The organism is Streptomyces sp. NPDC033174, from assembly GCF_055577795.1.
Genome location: NZ_JBVIPQ010000009.1, coordinates 167825 through 191533 on the forward strand (window position 1 = coordinate 167825; position 23709 = coordinate 191533).

At 71.6% G+C, this 23709-nt stretch carries 19 protein-coding genes; 9 read left to right on the forward strand and 10 right to left on the reverse strand.

What is annotated here, in order from left to right:
• Positions 1-8 precede the first annotated feature (8 nt).
• Both ACZ5VC_RS26925 and ACZ5VC_RS26930 read right to left on the reverse strand, forming a co-directional pair.
• The gene (locus ACZ5VC_RS26925; protein WP_469122576.1) at positions 9-329 is read right to left on the reverse strand and encodes a DMT family transporter; all 321 of its coding nucleotides are present in this window, start codon (positions 327-329) and stop codon (positions 9-11) included.
• A gap of 2 nt (positions 330-331) precedes the next feature.
• Complete coding sequence (locus ACZ5VC_RS26930; protein WP_469122577.1) at positions 332-1006, reverse strand: FMN-dependent NADH-azoreductase; 675 nt, start codon at positions 1004-1006, stop codon at positions 332-334.
• Positions 1007-1146: 140 nt separating this feature from the next.
• Between ACZ5VC_RS26930 and ACZ5VC_RS26935 the strand changes: the two genes are divergently transcribed.
• Complete coding sequence (locus ACZ5VC_RS26935) at positions 1147-1797, forward strand: TetR/AcrR family transcriptional regulator (protein WP_469122578.1); 651 nt, start codon at positions 1147-1149, stop codon at positions 1795-1797.
• Between the two features lie 15 nt (positions 1798-1812).
• Here the strand turns inward: ACZ5VC_RS26935 and ACZ5VC_RS26940 are convergent, their stop codons facing one another.
• The 3 genes from ACZ5VC_RS26940 to ACZ5VC_RS26950 all read right to left on the reverse strand — a co-directional run bounded on the left by ACZ5VC_RS26940 (position 1813) and on the right by ACZ5VC_RS26950 (position 4775).
• Positions 1813-2391, reverse strand: a complete 579-nt coding sequence (locus ACZ5VC_RS26940) for a hypothetical protein (RefSeq protein ID WP_469122579.1) — start codon at positions 2389-2391, stop codon at positions 1813-1815.
• Positions 2392-2469: 78 nt separating this feature from the next.
• Entirely contained in the window at positions 2470-3708 is a 1239-nt protein-coding gene (locus tag ACZ5VC_RS26945) for a serine hydrolase domain-containing protein (RefSeq protein WP_469122580.1), read from the reverse strand.
• A 170-nt stretch (positions 3709-3878) separates the two neighbouring features.
• Positions 3879-4775, reverse strand: a complete 897-nt coding sequence (locus ACZ5VC_RS26950; protein ID WP_469122581.1) for an alpha/beta hydrolase — start codon at positions 4773-4775, stop codon at positions 3879-3881.
• Between the two features lie 108 nt (positions 4776-4883).
• Between ACZ5VC_RS26950 and ACZ5VC_RS26955 the strand changes: the two genes are divergently transcribed.
• The 3 genes from ACZ5VC_RS26955 to ACZ5VC_RS26965 all read left to right on the forward strand — a co-directional run bounded on the left by ACZ5VC_RS26955 (position 4884) and on the right by ACZ5VC_RS26965 (position 7406).
• Complete coding sequence (locus tag ACZ5VC_RS26955) at positions 4884-5918, forward strand: PucR family transcriptional regulator (RefSeq protein WP_469122582.1); 1035 nt, start codon at positions 4884-4886, stop codon at positions 5916-5918.
• A 364-nt stretch (positions 5919-6282) separates the two neighbouring features.
• Entirely contained in the window at positions 6283-6888 is a 606-nt protein-coding gene (locus ACZ5VC_RS26960) for a hypothetical protein (RefSeq protein ID WP_469122583.1), read from the forward strand.
• A gap of 245 nt (positions 6889-7133) precedes the next feature.
• A complete protein-coding gene (locus tag ACZ5VC_RS26965; RefSeq protein ID WP_469122584.1) occupies positions 7134-7406 on the forward strand; it encodes a hypothetical protein in 273 nt (90 codons plus the stop codon).
• A gap of 41 nt (positions 7407-7447) precedes the next feature.
• Here the strand turns inward: ACZ5VC_RS26965 and ACZ5VC_RS26970 are convergent, their stop codons facing one another.
• The 3 genes from ACZ5VC_RS26970 to ACZ5VC_RS26980 all read right to left on the reverse strand — a co-directional run bounded on the left by ACZ5VC_RS26970 (position 7448) and on the right by ACZ5VC_RS26980 (position 11185).
• On the reverse strand, positions 7448-8134 hold the full coding sequence (locus tag ACZ5VC_RS26970) for a hypothetical protein (protein WP_469122585.1): 687 nt from the start codon (positions 8132-8134) through the stop codon (positions 7448-7450).
• A 443-nt stretch (positions 8135-8577) separates the two neighbouring features.
• On the reverse strand, positions 8578-9987 hold the full coding sequence (locus tag ACZ5VC_RS26975; RefSeq protein ID WP_469122586.1) for an FAD-dependent oxidoreductase: 1410 nt from the start codon (positions 9985-9987) through the stop codon (positions 8578-8580).
• Positions 9988-10018: 31 nt separating this feature from the next.
• Positions 10019-11185: a polysaccharide pyruvyl transferase family protein gene (locus ACZ5VC_RS26980; RefSeq protein ID WP_469122587.1), complete on the reverse strand. Its 1167-nt coding sequence runs from the start codon at positions 11183-11185 to the stop codon at positions 10019-10021.
• 376 nt (positions 11186-11561) lie between these two features.
• Between ACZ5VC_RS26980 and ACZ5VC_RS26985 the strand changes: the two genes are divergently transcribed.
• The 3 genes from ACZ5VC_RS26985 to ACZ5VC_RS26995 all read left to right on the forward strand — a co-directional run bounded on the left by ACZ5VC_RS26985 (position 11562) and on the right by ACZ5VC_RS26995 (position 15859).
• Entirely contained in the window at positions 11562-12710 is a 1149-nt protein-coding gene (locus ACZ5VC_RS26985; protein WP_469122588.1) for a hypothetical protein, read from the forward strand.
• A gap of 355 nt (positions 12711-13065) precedes the next feature.
• A complete protein-coding gene (locus ACZ5VC_RS26990) occupies positions 13066-14229 on the forward strand; it encodes an FAD-dependent monooxygenase (RefSeq protein ID WP_469122589.1) in 1164 nt (387 codons plus the stop codon).
• Positions 14230-14320: 91 nt separating this feature from the next.
• Positions 14321-15859, forward strand: coding sequence for a hypothetical protein (locus ACZ5VC_RS26995; RefSeq protein ID WP_469122590.1), 1539 nt, complete (start codon positions 14321-14323; stop codon positions 15857-15859).
• 463 nt (positions 15860-16322) lie between these two features.
• Here the strand turns inward: ACZ5VC_RS26995 and ACZ5VC_RS27000 are convergent, their stop codons facing one another.
• Positions 16323-17156: an SDR family NAD(P)-dependent oxidoreductase gene (locus tag ACZ5VC_RS27000; RefSeq protein ID WP_469122591.1), complete on the reverse strand. Its 834-nt coding sequence runs from the start codon at positions 17154-17156 to the stop codon at positions 16323-16325.
• Positions 17157-17268: 112 nt separating this feature from the next.
• On the reverse strand, positions 17269-21384 hold the full coding sequence (locus tag ACZ5VC_RS27005) for a hypothetical protein (RefSeq protein WP_469122592.1): 4116 nt from the start codon (positions 21382-21384) through the stop codon (positions 17269-17271).
• 357 nt (positions 21385-21741) lie between these two features.
• Here ACZ5VC_RS27005 and ACZ5VC_RS27010 point away from each other — a divergent pair, with 357 nt between their 5' ends.
• Together ACZ5VC_RS27010 and ACZ5VC_RS27015 are read left to right on the forward strand one after the other, a co-directional pair.
• Positions 21742-22290: a DUF1062 domain-containing protein gene (locus tag ACZ5VC_RS27010; RefSeq protein WP_469122593.1), complete on the forward strand. Its 549-nt coding sequence runs from the start codon at positions 21742-21744 to the stop codon at positions 22288-22290.
• Between the two features lie 831 nt (positions 22291-23121).
• Complete coding sequence (locus tag ACZ5VC_RS27015; protein WP_469122594.1) at positions 23122-23709, forward strand: pyridoxamine 5'-phosphate oxidase family protein; 588 nt, start codon at positions 23122-23124, stop codon at positions 23707-23709.

Sequence of the window (23709 nt, forward strand, 5' to 3'; positions counted from 1 at the left end):
TCGGGCCCTCAGCCGGACGTGCCAAGATGCACGGTGACCAGGCCTGCCGTGATGAGGACGAGCCCGGCGAGGGTGGCGGGAGAAAGTGACTCCTGGCGCAGCAGCAGCCCCGCCAGGACGGCCCCGATGGTGCCGATCCCCGTGAAGACGGCGTACGCAGGGCCGACAGGGAGGCCCTGGAGGGCGCGCGAGAGCAGGTACACCGCGCCGGTCATGAGTACGAAGCACAGAGCGGTCTGCGGGAGCCGGGTGAATCCTTCGGTCGGTTTGATGGACTGGGACCAGGCGACCTCGACGGCGCCGGCCAGCAGCAGCCAGACCCACGGCACGGTCAGTTCCCCCTCGGAATGGTGTGGCCGGAGAGTTCGGTCCCGAGTTCGATGGCGCTGCGCAGTGCGTCGGCGGCCGAGTCCTCGTGCTGCGGGAGGAAGCCGGACAGGCCCGGGTCGACGAGGGAGTTGACCAATTCGGCACTGATGATCCGCCCGTCGTCCACCGCGTAGTGGCCGCGGAAGAAGTCGAGCAGGTAGCGGCCCTGGTGGTCGAACGGCTCGCGTGGCATGCCGGGCCCATAGGCTCCGCCACGGGCCGAGACGACGACGAACTTCCGCGGGGCGAGCACCATCTTGGGGAACGTCACCTGGTCGATCCAGGCCTTGAGGGCGGCGGGGATCCCGAAGTTGTACATCGGGGCGCCAATCAGTACGACGTCGGCGGCGACCAACTCGTCCAGCAGTGGGCGGACGACCGTCCATGCTTCCCGCTGACGGTCGGTGCGGACGGCCTCGGTGTAGCGACCGGTGTCGGTGATCCCCTCGCGCAGCAGGGTGTCGCAGATCTCGGTCCAGCCCTCACGGATGGGCGGCGGCGGATCGGCCGCCAGATCGCGGTGGATGACGTCGCCGCCGCCCTCGCGCCAGGCCCGTACGAAGGCCGCGCCGAGGCGGCGCGAGAAGGAGTCGGAGCGGGCGCTGCTGTCCAGATGCAGGAGCCGGGACCGGGACATGGGACCCCCTGTGAAGAAGTGAGTACGACAAGACGAAAACGTCGACGGCCGCCGACAAGTGGACACGTCGTCCACTTACCGGCGCTCCGCACCCTACGAGCAAGTGGACGCCCTGTCCACTTACTCGTAGGGTTGTTCCCGTGACAGACCTGCCGCCGCCCCCACCACTGCCCCTGGCCACCGAGCCGCCGCGCGAACGCGCGGACGCCGCCCGCAACCGGGCACGCGTACTCGCCGCCGCCGAACGCCTCTTCGCCGAGGGCGACCCCACGGCCGTCACCATGGACGACATCGCCAAGGCCGCCGGGATCGGCCGGGGCACCCTCTACCGGCGCTATCCCGACCGCGCGTCCATCGCCCGCGCCCTCCTCGACGAGCACGAGCGGGCCCTGCAGGCGAAGCTGCTGCGTGGCGCCCCGCCCCTGGGCCCCGGCGACCCCTCCGCGCCGCAGCCGACACCGGCCGCCCGGCTGGCCGCCTTCTACCGCGCCATGGCGGAACTCCTGGAGAACCACATCCACCTGGTCCTCGGAGCCGAAACCGGCAACGCCCGCTACCGCACCGGCGCCTACGGCTTCTGGCGCCTGCACGTCGCCCATCTCGCCCGACAGGCCGGCCTGTCCGACCCCGACACCGCAGCCGATCACCTGCTCGCCCCGCTCGCGCCCGACCTGTTCCGCCATCAGCGCGAGAGCGGCACGACCCTCGAACGCATCACCAGCGCCCTGACCGCCCTCGCCCACACGGCCCTCGACGACCCGCACCGGCCCGATGGCCCAGGGACGCGGTGAATGAGCGGAGGGGAGTCAGGGGCGAACGGCGCGGACGTGGCCGGCCGACAGATGGAGCTCGTACGGCAGGCAGCAGTCGGAGCAGAGGGTCGCGACGAGGGTTCCGCAGACACACAGCTGGTTCATTCCGCCGTACGGGGTCGCTCCACAGCAGGCGGCAGACGCGTGCCGCAGCTCCAGGCCGCGGGCGTCGCCCGGGTTGACGACGATGTTGCCTCGCGGGCCCTGCGAGACCAACGGCTGCCCGTGCACGCTTTTCGTCCCGTGGCGCGGCATCACCGGCCCGGCCGCCTCGGCGACGACCAAGGGCGCGCCGTACGGCTCCGTCTCGATCGCGTAGCGGCCCGACGGCACGGTCGCCGGCGAGAGACCCGGCTCATCGGCGTCCCACCATGCGTAGTACGGAGGCTCGGGAACAGCGGGCAGGCGTGTGAGCGGCCCCGTCAACGGGACGCCACACGTCGCGCACAGGAACACCACTGATTCGGTTTCTGTGGCCGCGTCGGTGGTGACGGCTGTGGCCAGAGCGGGCAGGTCTGCCCGCTCTGGCCACGGCTCGCCGTCGCTCTGATCCTGCTCCCGCTGATCGTGCATGTGTTGACCGTACGCGAGGCGCTGCCGGCCTCGGTGGCCTCTCGGCCGGCCGCAGCACGCGACGGCCAACCAAGCGACCTACGAGGCGATCTCAGCCCGGGTGTTTCCGTCACCGCACATCGCTTGGCGGTACAGCGTCGACAGCGCGTCGTCGATGGGGTGGCGCTGCGGCTTCCCCGAGGAGTCGGGTGTGTTCCACCTCTGGAGGTTGATCGCGACGGACATCTGGCGCTTGCCGTCGGCCCGGGTCAGGGAGATCGTTCCGGCCCCCCACACCGTGCCGTCGTGGCCCCAGAAGGTGCCGCAGCCCGAGATACCGACCTTGTGCAGACCCAGGCCGTATTCGACCGTCGAGCCGTCCAGCGCGCGGACCGGGATCGTGCGCTGCATCTGCGCCAGCGACGACTGGTTGACGATTCCGCCGTCGAGCAGCCTGGCGTAGAAACGGTTGAGATCCTCCATGGTCGACACCAGAGCGGCCGACGGCCCCACCCAGGACATGTTGTAGACGCTGTAGTCGCGCGGCGGAGAGATCAAGCCGAAGAGGGCCTCGTACATCCGCGAATGCGGGCCCTTGATGTGCGGCCCGGCCGGAAACCCGGTGTGCCGGAGCCCGGCGCGCTCGATGACGTTCCGGGTGATGTACTCCTCGGCCGTGGTACCGGTCACCCGCTCCAGGAGTTGGACGAGGAGAAGGTAATTGGTGTTGGAATACACCCCTGTTGGGCCTCCGGGCTCGCCGGTGGGAGGCGCCGTGAGCCCCAGCTCGATCAGCTCGGCCGGGCGGAACTGCCTGAACCGGTTGTCGTCCAGGCTCTCGGGTGAGATGTCCGGCACGGAAGGGAACCCCTGGAGGGACGGAAACGCATAGGGGATGTAGTCGGGAATGCCGCTGGTGTGGTTGAGCAGCATCCGAACCGTGATCTTCCTGCCGCGCTCTCCCGGCACCAGCCGCGGCAGGTAGCGACCGATCGGCGCGTCGAGGTGGATCCGGCCCTGCTCGACCTGCTGCATGACTGCGGCGGCGGTGAAGGTCTTGGTGATGCTGCCGATGCGCTGCCGCATCTCGGGCGTGACGGGACGGCCGGTCCGGACGTCGGCCACCCCCGAAGCGCCGCGCCACGTCCGGCCGGAATCGCGCACCTCGGCGTACACCCCCGGCACCCCGGCGCGGTGGACACCGTCGAGGGCGGACTCGAGCCCCACGGGATCGAAGGGGGTGGACGGGCTCGTGCTGATGCCGGCCGGCACGGCCCTTGCCTCGTTGGGTGCGGGAACCGCGGCCACCGTGCCCGCGCATACGCTCAGCGCGGCCACGCTTCCACACACTGCCATTCGGATCTTCAAAACGTCAGTCCTTTCGTGATCAATGAGTGCAACGAGGCTCTCCTCGTACTTTTGGGCAGCCACCCGGACAGCCACTCGGGCATCCGCTTGGGCAGCCACTTGGGCATCCACCTGGTGACATCCACCTGGACGGCCACGGCTCAATCGGCCAGAGCGCGGCGCAGGGCGGCGCAGAGTTCGGCGTTCTGTCGCTGTGAGATCTCGGCGTGGAGGATCGCCTGGGAGCCGTGAAAGGTGCCCGGCCACTGGTGGAGCTCGACCGGGACGCCCGCCTGCAGCAGGCGCAGCGCGTATTCGATGCCTTCGTCGCGGTTCGGGCAGTACTCCGCGGTGGCGATGTAGGCCGGTGGGAGACCGGAGAGGTCGGTGGCCCGCGAGGGCGCGGCATACGGCGTGGCGGGCTGGGAGCCCAGGTAGTGCTGCCACGAGGCGGCGGCCTTCTCGCGATTGAACCAGGGCACGTCGGTGAAGTTCCGCGCCGACCACGTCTCCTGCCGGTCGTCGAGCCCTGGCTGGTTGAGCAGTTGGAAGCGGATCGCCGGACCGTGCTCATCACGCGCCCGCAACGACACCGCGGCCGCGAGGTTCGCGCCGGCGCTGTGGCCTCCGACCCCGATCCGCGCCGGGTCGATGCCGAGTTCGGTCGCGTGCTCGGTCACCCAGGTCAGAACGGCGTAGGCGTCATCCAGGGCGGCCGGGAACCGGTGCTCCGGGGAGCGGCGGTAGCCCACCGAGATCACCACCGCGTCGGAGCCGTCGGCGATTTTGGTGGCCCACGGGTGCTCGGTGTCCAGGTCGCCGAAGACGAATCCGCCTCCGTGCAGCCAGACGATGGCGCCCTGCGCCTGGTGCGGGCGGTAGATCCGCACCGCCACGTCGGGATCGGCGGGCACCGTGCGGTCCTCGACCTCCATACCCGTGGTGTCCGGCGCCGGCACCGCGGCGGCCAGCGCGGCAAAGTTCTTGCGCGTAGTCACCGGGTCGGTCAGGTCGTTCTCGGGAAGGAAGGGCAGGAAGGCTTCGAGTTCGGGGTCCATGACGACGATCCTCACGGCCGCCCCCCAAGGAGGTCATCCGCCAACCGTCGTGCATACGGCCCCGATCACGCGCCGATCGGCGCGCCCTTGTCCTTCTATCCTTCTGCCATGGAGGCTCTGGCCGTACGGCTGTCGGGACTGGATTCGCACGTCGAAGGCGCGATCCGCGTCGTCATGTTCTACGACACGCTGATGCGCCGACGCGTGGACCTTCCGGCGCTCACCCGGGCCTCGGCGGGCCTGGCCGAGTGCGTGGCCGGGATCCGGATCCACGGCACGGGGCAGACGATCCGCATGGCGCCCGACGGCAGGCACGCGCCCGCCCCGCCGCCACCCGCGTCCAGCACGGCGCCGATCACCCTCGACGAGGAGGAGATCGGCACAGTGTGGCTGGAACGGCCCGGCCCGCCCAGCCCACTCGACGAAGCGCTGCTCGACCGGCTCGCCATCGCCGCCGCGGCGGTCGTCGAGAGGTACGGCCCGGCCCGCACCACCATGGCCGACCCCGCCCTCGTGGAACTGGCGATCAGCGCCGACAGCGACGAGGCGGCCCGAGCTCGGGCGCTGCGGCTCCTGGGCTTCGCCGCCGACCTGCCGGTCCACGTCGTCGCCGTACGCTCGCAGCTCCCGCTCGATCAGATCGGCGCCCTGATCTGTCCGGCCCGCCCGGTGAAGGCGGCACCGCTTGCCGACGTCGGAGTCATCCTGGCCGCCACCGTGGACCCGACCCGGTTCCCGGCAGGCATCCGCGCCGGCATCGGCAGCGCCGACACCCCCGGCCGGTCCTGGCGGGAGGCCCGCACCGCCCTCCGCTTCACCACCCCCCGTGAACCCGTCATCCGCCACACCGACTTGGGCGCGCTGGCGCTCCTGGCCGAGATACCCAGGGACACCGCACGCGACAACGCCGATGTGGCCGCCATCTCCCGCATCGCCAAGAACCCGGAAGACCTGGAGACGCTGAACATCTACTGCGCCACCGGCTCCCTCCGCCGGGCCGCCGACCTTCTCCACCTGCACCACAGCAGCGTCGCCCGTCGGCTCGACCAGATCGCGAGGAATCTGGGGGTCGACATCACCGAACCGACCGGACTGACACGGGTCAGGCTCGCCCTCGTCGCATGGCGGCTGCTCGACGACTGAGGGAGATCCACCTCGCCGTCGGGACGGGGACGCAGGAGGACTCAGCAGGACTCGGTGAGACTCGGCAGGGCTCGGCGGGCGTCAAGGGGATGCGCTGCTTCGGCGACACCCCTCCCGTCGGCCGGGAGGGCCGCGCGGAACATGAGGCCGACTCCGCCGGGCGGCAGTGACGGGGGCGCGGAGGCCGGGCCGAGGTGATGCTGAAGGCCAAGGACGCGGCTCTGGCGGCCGGGTGCCGGTCCCCCTCCGGGTGGCTGCTCCATTCGTACCAGCCACGATGGCCGTCGACGGCGTGATCGGGAACGGTGAGGAACAGCCGGCCGCTTCGCCGGCGCTTCCTCAGCCCGCGCAAGGAGCCGATCTGATGTCCGAACGCAACACGATGCTGCGCAGCCTGCACGATGTGGGGCTGGCGACCTGGTTCGGTGGATCCCTGATGGGTGCTGTCGGCCTGAACGGCGCGGCCCGCGACGAGGGTGGCACCTGGGCGACCAGCATGAGGATCGCCAGTTCGGGCTGGGCGAAGTGGACACCGGTCAACGCCGCCGCCATCGCCGTGCACCTGTTCGGCTCCGGCGGCATGCTCGCCGTGAACGCCCCGCGCGTCGCCTCCCAGCAGGGCGTCGGTGTTTCCACGCTGGCCAAGACGGTCCTCACCGGCGCCGCCCTCGCGGCAACCGCCTACAGCCGCGTGCTGGGGAAGAAGATCGAGATCGCCGCATCGTCCGATCCCAAGGACGCCGAGAAGGCCGCCAAGCACCCCATCGACACGGACAAGGCACAGCGGCGGCTGGCGTGCATGCAGTGGACCGTCCCCGCACTGACCGGGGGCCTGCTGATCCTCAACGCCCTTCACGGCGAACAGCAGCGCCCCAGCGAGCAGGCCCACGGCATGTGGCAGCGGGCCCGCTCCCTCGCCCCCACCATGCCGTCCGGACCGGACTGGCACTTCTCGCACTTCACGCACTGAACCACCTGGGCCGGTGTTCCATCGCCACACGGCGCGCTCGAACGCCGGCCTCCACCCGGCCGACGGCCGCCACCCACACGCGCCGAGGTCCTGCTCGCCGAGCGATCGAAGCACCCCGATCGCCGCTCGCGCGAGTGGCTGCCACCCGCCGCCGCCCGACACGTACGGGGCGGTCTCCGGATGCGCGTGCCTGCCGAGCGGGTGATGCTGGTGGAGATCCGCCCCCTCACACCCAAGGGATAGCCATGATCAAGAAGCTCCACGAGATGGGCATGCGAAGCGAACACGCCTACATGGCGGCCTTCGCCTCCATCGGCCTCTCCATCGCCACCTGGGCCACATCCCTCGCCGCGGAACCGGGGAAGGGGCTCGCCCGCGCCGACCGGTGGGGCATCTTCGTCGGCGAGTGGGCGCCCACCTTCTTCGGACTCGGCATCGCCCTCTCCCACTACGAACAGTCGGAGGGCACGCTCCTCGCCAGCGTCAGCGACATCCGCGAAGAACGAGCGGCCATGTAGGGCAGAGCGACGGCCGCCCCGTACGGGCGACCGTCATGCGGTCACCTGGCGCGTACGGCCGTGATGGTGAAGCGTTCGACAGTGGCGACGTGACCGCCCGTGGAGGCGACGATCGTGAGCACCGGGTCGCGGGCTCCGGAGAAGGAGACCTTCGCGTTCCAGTGCTGGTCGTCGCCTCCTGCGGGAATGCAGCACGGGGAGGTGCCCAACGGCGCGTTGGACGAGGGTTGGCGTACTTCGACACGGATGCTCTCGTCCACACCGGAGATCCGCCCGCCGGTCGTCAGGGGGGAGTGCGCGAGCGACCCGTACGCGGGTGTGGTCAGGGAGAACGTCGTGTCGTCGGTGCCGACGACCTCCCACGGAGCACCCGCGCCGGAGCCGAACCGCACGAGGTGAATGACCGCCGCGGTGCCGCTCTCGGGCCCCGTCGGTGCGACGCCGATGCGAGCGTGCCGACCGCTGACAGAGCGCGAGGAAACCCTGTCGATCTCTTTGAATCCCAGGTAGTTGCGGGTGAAGGCCAGCGCGGTCTGACCGGGGTCGCGGTGCCAGGGCTGGTGGCCGCCGGACTGGTACGCACGCTCCCACGCCTGTGCCTGGGCGAGCGTGGCGAACGGCCACACCGGCTGAAGACTCCAGGAGCCGAGCGGCGGTGTGCCCTTCTGGGTCGGCGCGAGCGTGGTCGGGACTTTCCGGGCCGACGGTGTGGCCGCCGAGGGTGTCAAGGGTGTGGGCGTCGCGCGCGAGGGCGCGGAGGGCCCAGGCGTGACGAGCGTCGATCCCGATGAGCTCGGGGACCCGCCGGAACCACTGCACCCAGTGAGCGCCAGGCCGAGCACGGTCGCTGCGGCGAAGAGCCGGAGCGGGAGCGAGATGTTCATAAGTGCTGTGTGCCCCAAAAGAGGTGGAACCGACCGTCGACCGGCCTGTCCCAAGCGGCTGCGGTTGTATGCGGAGCGGTCGTGGGACGGCATGGACGACCTCGATGTCGTTCCCTTCCGGCTGTAGCGCATCAGCTTGGCCCTCAGCAGGCACGATGGCAATGCAGCCGGTCACTCCTATGTGTGGCTCAGCCGGCCACACGAGGCGCCGACGGGGCGCTGGACCGACTGCCGGCCCCCGCAGCCCGTGCCGGCCGGGAGCAGCCCGTTCCCTCTCGACGCAGGCATCACAGGAGGCTCGCGCCCTGCGAGCGGAGCTCTCGCTGGACCTCACCCGCCGGGATGTCCTGCGGCCGTTTGCCCTGGGTCGCCGCGAGGGCCGCGCAGACTCCCGCCGCCTGGCCGGTGGCCATCGCGATCGGCATGACGCGGTACGAGGAGTGGGCCACGTGGTCGCCCGAGATGCAGCGGCCCGCGACCAGGACCCGGTCGACATCACGGGGGAAGAGGCAGCGCAGGGGGATGTCGTAGGACTGGCCACGCGGGATCCTCTTGAGCGTGGTGCCGCGCCCGCTGGGGTTGTGGATGTCCACCGGGTAGGCGCCGCGGGCGATGGCGTCCCCGAACGTGCGGGCAGTCAGCACGTCCTCGCCCGTCAGCTGGTATTCACCCACGATGCGACGTGTTTCACGGACACCGACCTGTACGCCGCTCTGGACGACGTACGAGTCGGAGAAGCCCGGCACGCGGTCGCGCAGGAAGCGGGCGATCTGCGCCATCTGGCGGTGAGCGGTGAACTCGGCGCGGGTGAGGTCCCAGACGCTGGTGCCGAGCACTTCGGTGACGCGAGTGGAATTGACCGCGACCTCGCCGGCGTTCGGAGTGGCGAAGAAGAGCATGTCCTCGCGCGGCAGGTCGAGTTCGCCGGCATCGGTGGCGGCGCGGACGAGGTCCCACAGGCCGTGCACGCCCTTCCACTGGTCGGGGTGGGCACGGGCGTACGCGCCGAATTCCTCCTGGTCGAAGCGGACCATGCGGAACATGAGCGTCATGGGCTGGGTCCAGCCGTCCTCCGGTCGGCCGATCTCGTACGCGGCGCCCGCCGCTGCGGCGATGTCGCCGTCTCCTGTGCAGTCGACGATGACGTCCGCGTCGATGACGAGCGGGCCGGACTTCGTCTCGAACACGGCCCGTGCGCGGTCGGGCATGGTGACGACACCGGAGGCGAACGCGTGCAGCAGCGTGCGCACCTCGTGGGTCTCCAGCAGCTCGTACACCACCAGCTTGAACAGCTCGGGGTCGAAGGGCACCGTGTAGCCCGTTTCGAGCGAGGGACGGATCGCCGCTCCTGCGCGCACCAGCTGGTCGAGCAGCACCCACAGCACGCCGCCGACGACCGGCTCACCCTCGCCGTGGTCGGGCGGCAGGAGGCGGGCTGAATCGCCCGGGACGGTCTGTTTCACTTCGTTGTGGAAACTCATCAGCGGCATGACCAGCGCCGCTGTGGCGTTGCCGCCGAGGAATCCGTACCGCTCGACGAGCACCACTTCGGCGCCCGCGTTCGCGGCACCGACGGCCGCGCCGATGCCGGCCGGCCCGCCGCCGATCACCAGAACCTGCGTGGAGCCCGCGTGCAGCGCCTGGCGCGGGGGCAGCTCGACAGTGCGGGGGACGCGGGGTGGGATCAGGTAGGACACGGTTCCTCCCTCGGGAGCCAGTCGCGTGGAATCAGCCGACCGCGGCGGCCGGCGCGGTGCTGTGGACGAGGGGGCGGGGAGCGGCTTGGTCCAGATAGGCGAGGAGCCGGTCGGATGTCTGAGCAGCCCTCACCTTCATCGCCGCGGTGCGGGCGTTCATGTGGATCAAACGGGCTGGCCGCTCGTCCCACAGACGGTCCACCTCCGCCAGAAGGGGGCCCGCGGCCTCCCTGACCACACCGCGCAGGGCGGGCGCCCCGATCTGCTGGGCGAAGTCGAAGACCTTGCCCGCGTAGGGCAAGGGCAGCAGCGGGATCCCCGCGAGCGCTGCGAAGATCAGGAAGTGCAGCCTCATGCCGATGGCCAGGTCCAGCTGCTTGACGATGTCGAGCACCTGCTGCGGGCGGTAGCTGCCGTGGAGCACCCTGCAGCGCTGGGCCTCGGCCATGTGGGACACCACCGCGTGCGCGTGCCGGATGTCGTCGCGCTCCATCGGGACGAAGACGACATGGGCGTCGAGCCGGTGGACGAGGAAGTCCCCCACGCTGGCGAGAAGCTGGTGGTATCCGTCTTCATCGAGGTGCTCGGCAGCCCGGCCGGGCTCCCGCACGCTCATCCCCACCAGTCGCACACCGGGAGGTACGGCCTCGGCCCGCAGGAGCTCACCGCCGCCGTCGCCGGGCTCCAGCAGCAGTGCCGGATCGGCGGTGACCGTGACAGGCCTGTCCAGCCCGGCCTCCTCCAGCACCAGCTTCGACTCCTCGTCGCGGACCGTCACCTCTGCCGCGTCGCCGAGCGTCGCGCGGATCCACGCGCAGTCCGCCTCGTCGCTGAGCGGACCGGCGCCGACCGCATAGGTGAAGACGGGAACACCGTGGTCCTGGGCGGTCCGGACCAGTCGCAGGTAGCGGCGCGCCTCGGTGTTGTAGAGAATCCCGCCGCCTCCGAGCACGAGCACACTCAGGCGCTGCAGGTGCTCGGAGATCCGCTCCCTGCACACGCCTTCCCAGGCGACCACCTCGACGTCCGGATGCATGATGCGGCTGTACTCGGGATCCCGCGAGAAGACCACGAGGTGGGCGTCTGGACGCCCGGTCCGGATGCGGTCCAGCATGGCGGTGAGGATCGCCTCGTCACCCACGTTCCGCCCCCCGTAGGACCCCAGCACCCCTACGGTCACGCTGCTTCGATTGCCCATGATCAGCCCCTCGCGAGGTTCAGGAAGACGATCCCGACGGCTTGTGCGGCGGCGGCAGGACAACCGTACGGCTCAGGCCGTTACGGGGTGCCGGCCTGCACCGAGCCGATGGGCTGCCCGAGTCCCTTCCGTACTGCGCCGTTCCAGTGCTCCTCCACCAGTTCACCCCATGGCGGCGTTTACGCATCTCAGAACGTCGACCAGGGGCCGGTTTCCCTTTCAACCAGTCGGCGGTACTCGCCACACGCGGGCTGGGAACGGGCACAGCCTTCCGGCCGCCCGGGCGGTCTGGGTACGTTGAGCCGATCTTCGGATCTTCACTCCTCGCTCCTCCTCTTCGCCCCTCGCCCCTGTCAGGCCGACCCCCAGGACTCCTGTGAGACACACCGTCGCCGAATCCCTGCGCGCCGCCTCGCTCTGCTGCGCCACCGTCGCCGTCGTCCTCTGCTTCTTCCACGACCGGGCCGACGGAGCCCGCTGGGACGTCCTGGCCGCGCTCGCCGCAGGGGCGGTGTGCATCGGCGCATGGGCCCTGATGACCCGCCAGGCCCCGCCGCCCGGCCCGCCGGTGCCCGTCCCCCAGCCCATGGAGGCGCTGCCGTCCGTACTCCCCCGCAACCCGGTCGACTGGTACCTGGCCGCGGGCATGCTGCTGGTTGCCGTCGCGCCCCTGGCCGCGTTCCGCCACGCCGCCCACCTCGAAGTCCACCCCGCCGTCGTCGTCCTGGGCACCCTGCTGCTGGTCTCCTGGAGCGCGGCGGTCTCCTGGCAGACGGCCAAGCACTTGCTGGTCCGGAGGCTGCCCGAGCCGCACCGGTTGTTGGCCCAGGACGCCCGGGCGGGGCGGGTGGTGGCCGTCCGCTACGAGTCCGCGGGCGCCGAGTGGATCCGGATCGTGCCCGAGAACAGCACCAAGCTCGTCGATCCGCCGCTCGAACACGCCCAGCTCCTGAAGGTCCGGGACGCCGAGGGCAAGTGGTACGGCGTCCACGGACTGCTCCGCGGCCTGATCGGCCCGGACCATGCCCGTAAGCAGCTCGCCGTGTTCGGCCCCCGATTCGCGGGCAGCCACGTCTGGATACTCTGGCCGGAGCGGTGGGAACCCGTCCTGGCGGTGGCCAGACGGCGCGGCCACCCGGCCTACCCTGTGGCCGTTATCGCCGACACCGGCGAGATGGTGTGGGGCTACGCGGCGCTCGACTACACCGATCGCTATCTGACGAATCCCGCGAACCTGCGCCCAACCACCCCCGGCCTGCGGGCCCGGCCCGTACGCCCCCGCCCGTACTTCCGCGCGGCCGTGCACGGCCGGATGCTGCTGCGGCTCGCCGTCGCGGCGGCCGCGCTGACCCCCGTGCTTCTGGACTCCGTATCGGGTGGCCTCAGCGCTCTGCTCGGTCTGACAGCCGCGGCAGCGGTCATCGACGCGCCGTTGGCCGCCCTGCGAGGCGACACCAAGGTGCTGGACCCGACACGGTGGAGCGTCCCGCCGGTGGAGGACTTCCGGACCCAGGCCGCCCCGTAGGACGCCCCCGGCGACAGGGAGGGCCGATTCCAAGGAGTCCCGGTCCCCGCCGGCGGCCTCTGGAGCGGCCGGCCGAGCTCTGCCATGGCGGAACCCGTGGCGCTCGACATCATGCGCGTCCGTGATCGCGGACCCTGACGGCCGGTGCTGACTCCCTCCCGCTTACGCCGCTGCCATCGGTCAACTCAGCGGCCGTTGCCGGTCCGCCCCCCTCCGCGCGTTGACAGGCGTCTGTCGACATGTTGCTATGAGGCGCTGCTCAGCAGGGCCTGCGCCGCGTCGCATACCGCTCGGGCACCGGATCGACGGCCGTTTCACCCCGGGGGCGGCGCCCCCGAACCCAGAGTGAGGACCCATGCCGCAGCGCGCCGCGACCATCGTCGGCGGCGGGATCGGCGGTCTCGCGGCGGCCGTCGCCCTGCACCGCCGGGGTTGGCACGTCGAGGTGCTGGAACGGGCCCCGGAGTTCACCGAGGTCGGCGCCGGCATCTCCCTGTGGCCGAACGCGCTGCATGCGCTGGAGGAGCTCGGCCTGGCCGACGCCGTCCGGGCGCTCGGCGCCGTCGAGGCGGCAGGCGGCGTGCGCGACCGCAAGGGCCGCTGGCTGTCCCGTACGGACAACGCGGAGCTGGCCCGCCGCTTCGGCCACCCCCTGGTGGTCCTGCACCGCGCGGATCTGTTGAAGGCACTCACCGAGGCACTGCCCGCTGACAGCCTGCGGTCGGGGAGCGAGGTGTCCGCGGTCCGCGACGACGGCCACGGTCCGGTCGTCGATCACCGTGGGGGCGAGTCCCGGCCCGACCTCGTGGTCGGCGCCGACGGGCTGCGCAGCGCGGTCCGCCGCGTCCTGTGGCCCGACGTGGCCGCCCCCCGGTACGCCGGCTACACCGCCTGGCGCATGGTCACCGAGCCCCTCGCCGAGCCGCCCTCCGAGGGCGCGGCGACCTGGGGCCGTGGGGAGAGGTTCGGCTATACGGCGCTGCCGGGCGGGCGGATGTACTGCTTCGCTACCGCGTCGCTGCCGGCGGGAGCGGCCTCCGGCTCGTCCGAGTACGCCGAACTGCTGCGCCGGTTCGGGTCCTGGCCCGGTCCCATCCCCGCCCTGCTGGCCGCCGTCCCCGCGGACGCGGTGCTCCGACACGACCTGTACGACCTGCCGCCGCTGGCCTCATTCGTCCGTGGGCGGGTCGCGCTCCTGGGCGACGCGGCCCATGCCATGACCCCCAACCTGGGCCAGGGCGCGTGTCAGGCGCTGGAGGACGCGGTCACCCTCGCCCACTGCCTCGACGCCGCCCCGGACGTGGCCGCCGCGCTCCGCTCGTACGACCTGCTGCGCCGCCCGAGGACACAGGCCATCACGCGCCGCTCCGCCAGGCTCGGCGCACTCGGCCAGCTGTCGTGGCCGCCGGCGGTACTGCTGCGGGACGCGGCTGCCCGGTTGACGCCGACGCGGGCGACGCTGCGTTCCATGACGCCGGTGCTCGGCTGGACCGCTCCCCGCGACCAGGTGACCGGGTGATCACGGCGGAGACGAAGCCGGGTGACCGGGTGGGCGTGACAGAGACCGCACCCGGTGACCGGGTGACCGCGACGGAGAACGAGAGCCGCTGATGCCGGACTGGACGTATCACCCGCTGCGCGGCTCGGCCGCCGCCGTCCTCGGCCGGCGCCGTTCGCAGCGAACCGCGCTGCGGCTGCTGGCCTCGATCGGCTCCCGTCCCGCCGGCGCGCGCCTGATCGCCCGGGGGTTCGGCCACCGCCATCCGCCGAAGCGGCTCGCCGGCGAGGTCGCCGGCGTGCCCGTGACCGTCCGCCTGGGCATATCCGTGCCGCCCTCGCTCGCCCATGAAGCGGTACGCGCGCTGCCTCCGCTCGGGGCCGGCGTCATCGAAGTGGCGCCCGTCTCGGCGGCCGACGCGAAGACCGTGCGGGAGGCGGCTGCCGGCCGCTCGATCCCGCTGGTCGTCCGCGCCTGCGACCCGGAGGCCGAGGCCGCCCTCAAGCCCCATGTCGACGGATTCACCAGCGACGACGACCCGCACCTGGTCCATGTGTCCGACCCGTCGGTCAGCGCCGCGGCCACCGTGCTCGAGCAGCCGGGCGCCGTCGTGCTCGCCCGGCCCGAGGTGCTCGTCGAGGCCGGACCCGGCTGGTTCGCGCGGGTCACCGAAGCGGCCACGCCCACCGCGCCGGCTCCGGTGCTCCGGGAGATCGGCCGCGATCCCCGCCGCTGGCCCGCCTGGTGGTGGGCGCTGCTCGTCGGTCTCGGTATGACGGGCGCCGGACTCGGCGCCGCGGCGATCACTCTCGGGCCGGTGCTGCTCTGGTACGACCGCGACTACCTCGGCATGACACTGCACGAACTGCACGTCGCCAACCACCACCTCGTGCACTTCCTCCAGCACGACCGGATCACCATGGCCGGCACGATGGTGGCGATCGGCGCTCTCTACACCGGCCTGGCCGTGGGCGGGATCAGACGCGGCTGGCCCTGGGCCCGCGACGTGTATCTGCTCTCGGGGGCGATCGGCTTCCCCACCTTGTTCTACTTCCTGGCCACCGGCTTCGTGGAGCCCCTGCACACGGCCACCGCCATCGTGCTGTTCCCGATGTTCGTGGCCGCGGTGCGCCGGACCCCGCACGTACCGCGGTGGCGCCTGGCACCCGAGGGGCCGGAGCCGGAGCGCCGGCGGGCGCTGGTCGGCCAGCTGATGCTGATCGTCACGGGGGCGGGGCTCTTCGTCGGCGGAGCGGTGATCTCGGTGGTCGGTCTCACCGGTGTCTTCGTGCCGACCGACCTCTCTTTCCTGGGCACCAGCACGCACATGCTGGAAACGGTGAGTCCGCGGCTTGTGCCGTTCGTCGCCCATGACCGCGCGGGGTTCGGCGGCGCCCTGATGGCCGCCGCGGTGGCCATCGTTCTGATCAGCGCGTGGGGCTGGCGGCGGGGTGAGGCCTGGGTGTTCTGGACGCTGGCCGCGGCGGCCGCCGCCGGCTTCCTGCCGGCCGTCATGGTGCACGGCGCGATCCATTACACGGACTTCATCCACCTCGCGCCGGTCTACTTCGGCATCGCCGTGACCGGCACCGGCCTGCTGCTCGCGCGTCCGTACCTCTGCGCCAGGGCGTCGGCGACGCCGAAGGAGTGACGGTCCGCCCCGGCGAGCGCTCCTTGACCGTTCACGGCTTCCGGAAGCCGGAGTCGGGGATCCGGATCCGGCCGACCGCTCCCGGACGGCGTACGGAGCAGCCCAAGGGCCGCCGTACGGTGACCGCTCGACGGGCGCGCCGGTCCTGATGCGGCCGCCGAGAGCAGCGGCCATGCGCAGGGCGACGGTCGCCGCTCCCTCGGCGACCCGGAGGCCCTCCCACGCTTCGTACTCGTAGGGGTCGACGCCGGGTACGGCGGCGTGCTTGCGGAGGGCGGCCAGCAGGGAGCTCCGATGCACGACGTCACCGAAGTCAGCACGCTGGTCCTGGCCCAGTGCGACGGCCTCGGCATCCGCCCGTTGCTGGAGGACCCCCGGATCGGCCTGGCGACGGCCGGTCGACGATCTGGCGAGCCGTCGCCCCCGCCCTCGGGATCGCCCCGGTCTTCCCGGAGTGCTGCCCTCAGGGCCTGCCGGGCGGTCCCTCGGCGAGAAGCCGGTGGGTCAGCTTCATCAGGCGTTCCCGGGCCCGGGTGTCGTACGCCTGGTCGTGGGCGCGCACATCGGTGAACTGGTCGAAATAGCGGCCCGTGGTGGCTTCGAGGTCCGGGTCGGTGACGAGCCGCACAGTGGGCCTCACTCCCTCGTCGACTCCCGTGACCGGAGTCAGGCCGTACTCGCGCACCCCCTCGGTGTCCATCAGGTGTGCCGGGTGGAGGGTGTTCACCGTGACGCCGGTCCCCTGGAGTTCGGCCGCCAGCTCGAAGGTCGCCATGATCATCGCGAGTTTGCTCCGGCAATAGGCCCGCAGGCCCTCGTAGTCACGCTCCAGCATGACGTTGTCGAAGTCGATGGCCTCCTGTCCGATCGAGGCGACGTTGACGACGCGGGCGGGCGCGGAGGCGGTGAGCAGCGGCAGCAGACCGCGGGTGAGGGCGTAGGGGGCGAGATGGTTCACGGCGAACCGCAGCTCGTGCCCCTGCCGGCTCAGTTCGCGCCGGAGCGGCTCAGCGCCGCCGCCCGCGACGGCGTTGTTGACGAGCGCGTCGAGCCGGGGCTCGGCCGCACGGATCCGGGCGGCCATCGCGTGCACCTGCTCGAGATCGGCCAGGTCGGCGAGGTACGTGCGTACGGTGGCGCCTGAGGCGGCGGCGCTCACCTCGGCCGCCACGGCATCCAGACGGGCGCGGTCGCGTCCGTGCAGCAGGACGGTATGGCCCCGTACGGCGAGGTCGCGCGCGATGCCGCGGCCCAGGCCCTGGGTCGCTCCGGTGATCAGGACGGTACGTCGGTTCATGCCAACCAGCCTGGTCTTAGGGGGCGATGGAACGGAAGTGTGTGCTGCACCTGGTGTCAACACCACCAGGCAAGGTCTCGCGCGCGTCCGCGAGTCACGCACCTCCGCTGTGTCAGGACTGTGGCCTGGCGCGTTCCGTCCAGGCCTGGGCGAACCGTTCGTGGAGGGGAGCCGGGACCGCTGCGGGCTCGGCCGCTGCGGCGGACGGCACGGGGCGCGGCGCCTTCGCCGCGGTGAGCTCCTTGCGGACGGTTCGGTAGTGGTCGAGGGTCCAGAAGTTCCAGCGGCGGAGGGTGCGGTCGGCCGGGCGGTCCAGGGCGTGGAGTTGGAGGTGCAGGGCGGCCGCGTCGCGGCTGACACCGAGGGAAGCGGCAGCCTCGTCCACCACGTGCGGGACGCTGAACAGCGGGTTGGTCTCGTACTGGCCGGGCGGGACCGGAGTGACGGTGGACCGTTCCGCCAGTCGGCGCAGGCCGGCGAGGAGGGCCTCCGGAGCGGCCGTGAGGTGGTCGATCAGGGTGCGGGCGCCGGTCATGGCCGGGTCACCCACCGGGCGTTCGGTGAGGGCCCAGGCTGCGGCGGTGGCGGCCGCGCGGGCCCCGTCGGCGTCCAGGGGCTCAGGGGCGCGGCCGGTGAGCAGGGCCGTGGCCCAGGCCTCGGGCAGACCACGGTCTGTGGCGAGGGCGGCGGCGTGGCTGCCGTCGTCGGTGTACGGGGCGGTGCCGAGGAGTGCGGTCCAGGCGGCGGCCATCCGGTCCGCGGCGGCGGTCATGCCACCGGGCGCCCACAGCTCGGCCGGGTCCACGGGCAGGGCGGCCGCGAGCACGGTGCGCCGGCCGGCCGGGCCGAGGCGCCTTTGGAATTCCTCGTACGCCTGGACGGCAGTCTGGTCCGCCTTGTACGGCTTGCCGCGCAGGAGCTTGCGGTGCTCGTCGTAGTCGGCGCTGCCCGGGAATCCGTCGAGAACCAGGGCGGCGATCGGGCGGAGCACCCCGGTGCGCCAGCGGAACAGGTCTATGGCCTCCGGGGGGACCGGTAGCGGGCCGTGCTCGGCGAGCAGGGTAAGCAGGCGGGGCAGCCGGATGCCGTCGGCGCCGGCGATCGTCTGCGATTCGTACTCTTCGGCGTCGGCGGGTGCCGGTTCGGCGGCGCGCTGGAGGAAGGGGACGAGGCCGCTGCGGACCGGGCCGGAGGCCACGGTGGCGCCGCCCTCGCGGAGTTCGGCGATCCGCTGTTCGGGGGCGCGGCCGGTCCGCCAGGTGCTGTCGGCCTCGGCGAAGGGCTGCCGGCTCCACACTCCGAGCAGTGCGGTGAGGGCCTGCCGGTGTTCGGCGGGGGTGGCGGTGATGGCGGCCCGCCAGGCCACGGCGTCGATCCGGCCGGTCAGGACGGCCCACTCGGGCGGGGAGGCGGGCAGGGCGAGCACCCGGACCTCGTCGTCGATCTCGCCGCGCAGGTACCGGCCGTCGGCGGCGACAGCGGTGAGGAGCGCGGGCTGTGGTGGCGACGGCTTCTCCTCGTAGCCGCGGAGCCGGGGCAGCAGGCCGCGCAGCGCGGGGAGGAGGCGGGTGTCGGGTGCCGGGTCGGGCAGGTCGACGACCGGCCCGGACCGCATGACGGCGACGCGGTGGGAGAGTTCTTGGCGGCGGCGCAGTACGTCGGCGGCGAGACTGGCGGCTCGGGCGATGCCGGCCAGAATCCGCGGGTCGGTCACACCGGGAAGAACGGTGGCCGCTTCGTCGCCGGTTCCGGTGCCGGGTTCCAGCAGCCGGCGCACGGCGGTGTCGGTGACGGCCCGGAGGGATGTGGAGGAGGCCTCGTCGCGAGGGGTGAGGAAGTGCCAGTACGCGGGCGGAGGCACCGGACCGGCCTGTTCGCCGAGGGTGACGCGGACGGGGGATCTGTCGGTGCTGCCGGGGAAGCCGCGGACCTGCCAGAGGAGCGAGTTGTCGTCGGCGGCGTGGCAGCGAATGGTCGTCTCGCCGGCGAGGACGGCGTCCTCCCCACCGAGCGGCAGGGCGAGGATGCCCCAGGGGCGCCGGCCCCAGCGGCGGCTGCGGTAGGAGGCGGTGCGGCCGTCGATGCTCTCGAGCACGAACTCGCGGGGTGACGGCCCGGCGTACGGAGTGCGGTGGTGGACCCGGCAGCCGGTGAGTCGCCCGTCCTGGCCGAGTGGGGAGGCCGGCGCGCCGGGTGGCAGTGCGGCGAGGATGTGGTGGTCGCTGAAGGGAGCGGTACCGGGCGGGCTTTCGGCGGGCCGGTGGAAGTCGGGCAGGGTGTGGTCGTCGCTGGGTACGCCGGTGTTCGGGTCGAGGCGGGCCCAGCCTCCGCGGCTCCGGCCGAACACCTCGGAGCTCCAGGCCGTGCGGCCGTCGCTCATCTGGTAGTCGCGGTGGCCGATGCCTTCGCGGCCGCCGGCCCTCAGGACGCGCTCGCCGTCGAACCGGCCGCCGCCGTCGGGGGTTTCGAACTGGTAGCCGAGGCCGCCCTGGATGCTGCCGCCGTAGGGGCGCAGTCCGTACGTCTCCTCCGGTTCGAAGGTCTCACGGGGCTGGTCGGACCAGTAGGCGTAATGGCCCCTGTTGTCTTCGTTCGTGTCGTTCCAGGAGACGAGGAAGCGGCCGCCGGCCCAGTGGACGGTGTGGGATCGGGAGGCGTGGGGGAGCTCCAGGATGTGGTCGCCGCGCCGGCCGGCGTGGTCGACGGCGATGGCGCGCGCGTCCCCGTACACGGTGAGCACCGGCCAGGTGCAGGTGACGTGCACGGTCTCACCGGGGCGGAACTCGGCAAGGGCCTGCTCGAGCGCGGGCCAGGCCAGCTCCTCCGGCAGTCCGGCGCGCAGCGCGCGGGCCAGCGGTCCGGTGAGGTCGAGGGCGTCGAGGGCTTCTTCGATGCCGTCCAGGGCGATGACCGTGGGCCGGTCGAGCAGGTCGCGCAGTTCATCGACGGCTTCGTCGGCGGCGGCGAGGCCGCCGCCGCGCAGGGCGTCGAGCAGCCTCTCGATCCGGGCATGCACCTCGGCCGCGATGCCCGGGTTGTGCGGGAGGCGGCTAATGGCGGTGCCGCCGCGGGTGCGGAGCCCGGCGTGCACGGTGCCCTCCAGCCTGGGCCCGAACACCGGGTCGGCGGCGAGCGCCTTGAGGTCACGCTGCGAGTGCTCGCCCCAGAATTCCAGGCCGATGGCGGGACCCGGGTCCTCGACGGGGACACCCTCGGCGAGGCAGAGGTCGAGCAGGTCGGCGTCCAGGTGCGGCCACTGGTAGCGGTCCTCGTGCAGCCGCACCGGCGTACCGGCTGCACGAAGCAGCGGCGCGAACCGGCCCACCATGTCGAAGAGTTCGGCCGGCATGGGCTGGCGGGTCACGCCGCCGCCGGCGACGGTGCGGTGCGAGTAGCCGGCGGCGTAGCGGCGCAGCCAGTCGCCGAGGCCGCCCTCGGGTGCGATCCGGCCGGCCGCCGCGGCGCCGGCGGCGCCGCAGGCGATGAGCAGCCGCAGCCATGCGGCGGCGTTGTTCTTCGACTCGGGGAACAGGTCGAGGAAGGCGGTGGCCTGAGTGTCGTCCGGCGGGTACGCGGCGAGCGGGCCGGCGGCCGCGTCGAGCAGCCGGTCGGGTATCGCCTTGCCGCGCGCGGCGGCCAGTACACCGCCCAGCACGCGGGCCTCCTCCTCGGTGCCAAGGCCGGCGGAGCGGGCCGAGTCGCGGACCCGACGGGCCAGGTCGGCGGGAAGGTCGCCGGGCGAAGCCGCCCAGACGGCCAGCATCCGTGTGAACTCACGGTGTGCGTCGGCCGGTTCGAGGATGCCGCTCAACCAGACGAGGTGGCCGCCGAGTTCGGTGGCGGGCAGGGCTCCGAACCGGGCGAACAGCAGCAGGTTCGCCTGCCGCCAGTCAGGGTCCACGAAGAGTTGATGGGTGCGCTCGGCGGTACGCGCCAGGCCGTAGGCGCGGGCAGCCGAACGGCGGTGCGTCTCCAGCAGCCAGTGGCCGATGGTGTCCCAGAACCAGGGCAGATGGGCGGCCGGCAGGCCTCGGGCCAGGCGCTCCATGTCCTCCACGAACCGACCGGGCTTCTCCCAGGCCCGCCCGCGCTTCCGATCGGCCTCCTCGAGCACGGCCCGCGCGGCAGTCTCCGTGACGGGGTCCTGGGCGCGTGCCCAGTCGGCGTACGTCTCCGAGATGCGATGGTTGGACGGGAGAGGGAGGGCGCTTCCGGTGCTGCTGGTCATGCCCTCGATCTTGTCAGGCCGCACTGACAACGTGGGTGCGGGGCTTGTGGAACGGGCCCGCTCGCGGGTCCCGGCCACGGTCCCCAAGTGAAGGCGGTCGACGGCACCGTCACCGTCTCCGTGATCCGGCTCCGGCCTCGTCATGATCCGCCGGATGGAACCTGTCGGTGAGGCGCTCGAAAACCAGTGGAGCAGCGCCGTTGTGCGCCATTACCGTGCTGCCGGTCCAAGTCGTCTGGTCAAGGACGTGCCGTTGTACACCCTGTGAGACCTCCCGAGCGCTGATCTGTCGCGCGTCGCGCATCTGCGCCGCGCTTCTTCTTGCTGCGGACTTCTCACTGAAACCGGTGTACTTCTGTGCTCAATAACTGGGTGGTCGTGCCCACCTGCCTGCCGCTCGTCCGCCGCCGTTGCCACGCGTGCGCGTCCGAGCACTTCCGGGCAAGCGGTAAATTCCGCGTCAACGCAAACCACAAGCTCATCGACGCCTGGCTCCTCGCGCTCTGTACCGCTTGCGGGGACACCGCGAAGCTCACGGTCCTGGAGCGGATGAATGTGCGCTCCGTACGACCTGAGCTGCTGGACCGGCTGCATGACAACGACCTTGGCCTCGCAGCCGAGCTGCTCCAGGATCCGGTCGTGCGGCGCCGTAATCACATCGCCCTCGACTGGGACAACGCCTGGCGTCTCGACACCGGCGGATCGGATCACCTGGGTCGCGAGGTGATCGACGTCTCGGTCCGCTTTGCGGCGCGGATCCCTGTCCGGCCGGTGCGACTGATCGCTGAAGGGTGCGGCCTTTCGCGGGCCGAGGTCGAGAGGCTGATCACGGAGGGGAATCTCGTTTCGGCAGTCCGGCTGAGCGGCAAGCTCTCCGGCGACTTCACCTTCACGCTCAAGCGCTGAGCATTCCTCGGGACCACGGGCCTGTCCGGCATGACCCGCCGGACAGGCTCTGGCCGCCACGTGCGGCCGGCGCTGCGGCTGGGCCGCACCCTGAAGTCGGGCTCGCGAGTGCTCTTCGAGCTCGCAGTCGGCCGATCAGGGGCCCGGTCATTACAGGGGGTCAATTGGCAGCGACCCGGGCCGATTGACGTGCGGCCCGGCCCCGCGTCAGAGTCCTGCGGTGGAGATCATCGAACTGACCCCCGCCGAACGCCGTGTCTGGGACGCCTTCCCTCGCGACGAATCGGTCAACTTCCGTCATCGACCGACGACGATCCGGCGGACGGGGCCGACTGGGGGCCGGAATGGACCGTCCGGGGTGAGGTACTGCGCGCCGTCGTGCGCAGCTGCCCGCGCGCGGAGGACGAGATCGCGATGCTGATGATCGAGGGTGCGCGAATCTCCGGCCAGGGAGCCTCCGGCACGGGACCGTCGACTTCCCTCTGCTGTTGACGCGCTGATACTTCGACTCCGCTCCCGGCGACGGGACGGCGGGGAGATCTGCCTCGGGGAGTGTGGCACGCACCTCAGCCAGGACGTCACTTCTGTGGGGTCCGCTGCCGGCTTGCCTGTCCGTTCACCAACGTTCCTACTGGTCAGCGCCTGCGCTAAGCAGCGACATCGTCACGTGACACGTGTCGTGCACGGAGGTTGCCTGAACTCGCCGAACAGGACGAGCGCCGTCAACTCCGGGCTGTGCAAGTCCTGTTGGCCGACGAGGACGCCAAGGCTCGCGACTGGGCCATCGAGTTCGTTAGACAGGCGAAGAGTTTCCTTACATAATCCTTAGGCATGGGAAAGACTTACGAACGCATCGACGGCCGGCTGCGCGCCTTCATAGAGCAACAGCCGATATTCTTCACCGCGACCGCCCCGCTGGTCGGCGACGGCACGGTCAACCTCTCCCCCAAGGGCCTCAAGGGCTCCTTCGCGGTGCTCGACGAGAAGCGGGTCGCCTATCTCGACTTCGCCGGCAGCACTGCCGAGACCATCGCGCACCTGCGGGAGAACGGCCGGATCACGGTGATGTGGTGCGCCTTCCAGGGGCCGCCCAACATCGTTCGGGTGCACGGCCGGGGCGAGCCCGTCTTCCGTGACGACCCGCGCTTCATGGAACTGCTCGCACACTTCCCGGACATCGACCCGGCCCTGCACGGGCTGCGCGCGATCATCGTGGTGACGGCCGAACTCGTCCGCGACTCCTGCGGATACGGGGTGCCCTTCATGTCGTACGACGAAGATCGCGACCTGCACGGCAAGCGCTTCTCGCGTGAGGACGACGCCTCGCTGAGCGCGTACTTCGCCAAGAAGGACCACATCGCACAGAGCATCGACGGCCTGCCCGGGCTGCCTCTCCCGCTGCCCCCCAGTAACTTCTGA

Coding starts and splice junctions, on each gene's coding strand:
- ACZ5VC_RS27000 (WP_469122591.1), bottom strand. CDS start 17,156: ATGAACCGACGTACCGTCCTGATCACCGGAGCGACCCAGGGCCTGGGC.
- ACZ5VC_RS27005 (WP_469122592.1), bottom strand. CDS start 21,384: ATGACCAGCAGCACCGGAAGCGCCCTCCCTCTCCCGTCCAACCATCGC.
- ACZ5VC_RS26950 (WP_469122581.1), bottom strand. CDS start 4,775: ATGGACCCCGAACTCGAAGCCTTCCTGCCCTTCCTTCCCGAGAACGAC.
- ACZ5VC_RS26940 (WP_469122579.1), bottom strand. CDS start 2,391: ATGCACGATCAGCGGGAGCAGGATCAGAGCGACGGCGAGCCGTGGCCA.
- ACZ5VC_RS26965 (WP_469122584.1), top strand. CDS start 7,134: ATGATCAAGAAGCTCCACGAGATGGGCATGCGAAGCGAACACGCCTAC.
- ACZ5VC_RS26995 (WP_469122590.1), top strand. CDS start 14,321: ATGCCGGACTGGACGTATCACCCGCTGCGCGGCTCGGCCGCCGCCGTC.
- ACZ5VC_RS26955 (WP_469122582.1), top strand. CDS start 4,884: ATGGAGGCTCTGGCCGTACGGCTGTCGGGACTGGATTCGCACGTCGAA.
- ACZ5VC_RS26960 (WP_469122583.1), top strand. CDS start 6,283: ATGTCCGAACGCAACACGATGCTGCGCAGCCTGCACGATGTGGGGCTG.
- ACZ5VC_RS26990 (WP_469122589.1), top strand. CDS start 13,066: ATGCCGCAGCGCGCCGCGACCATCGTCGGCGGCGGGATCGGCGGTCTC.
- ACZ5VC_RS26930 (WP_469122577.1), bottom strand. CDS start 1,006: ATGTCCCGGTCCCGGCTCCTGCATCTGGACAGCAGCGCCCGCTCCGAC.
- ACZ5VC_RS26980 (WP_469122587.1), bottom strand. CDS start 11,185: ATGGGCAATCGAAGCAGCGTGACCGTAGGGGTGCTGGGGTCCTACGGG.
- ACZ5VC_RS27015 (WP_469122594.1), top strand. CDS start 23,122: ATGGGAAAGACTTACGAACGCATCGACGGCCGGCTGCGCGCCTTCATA.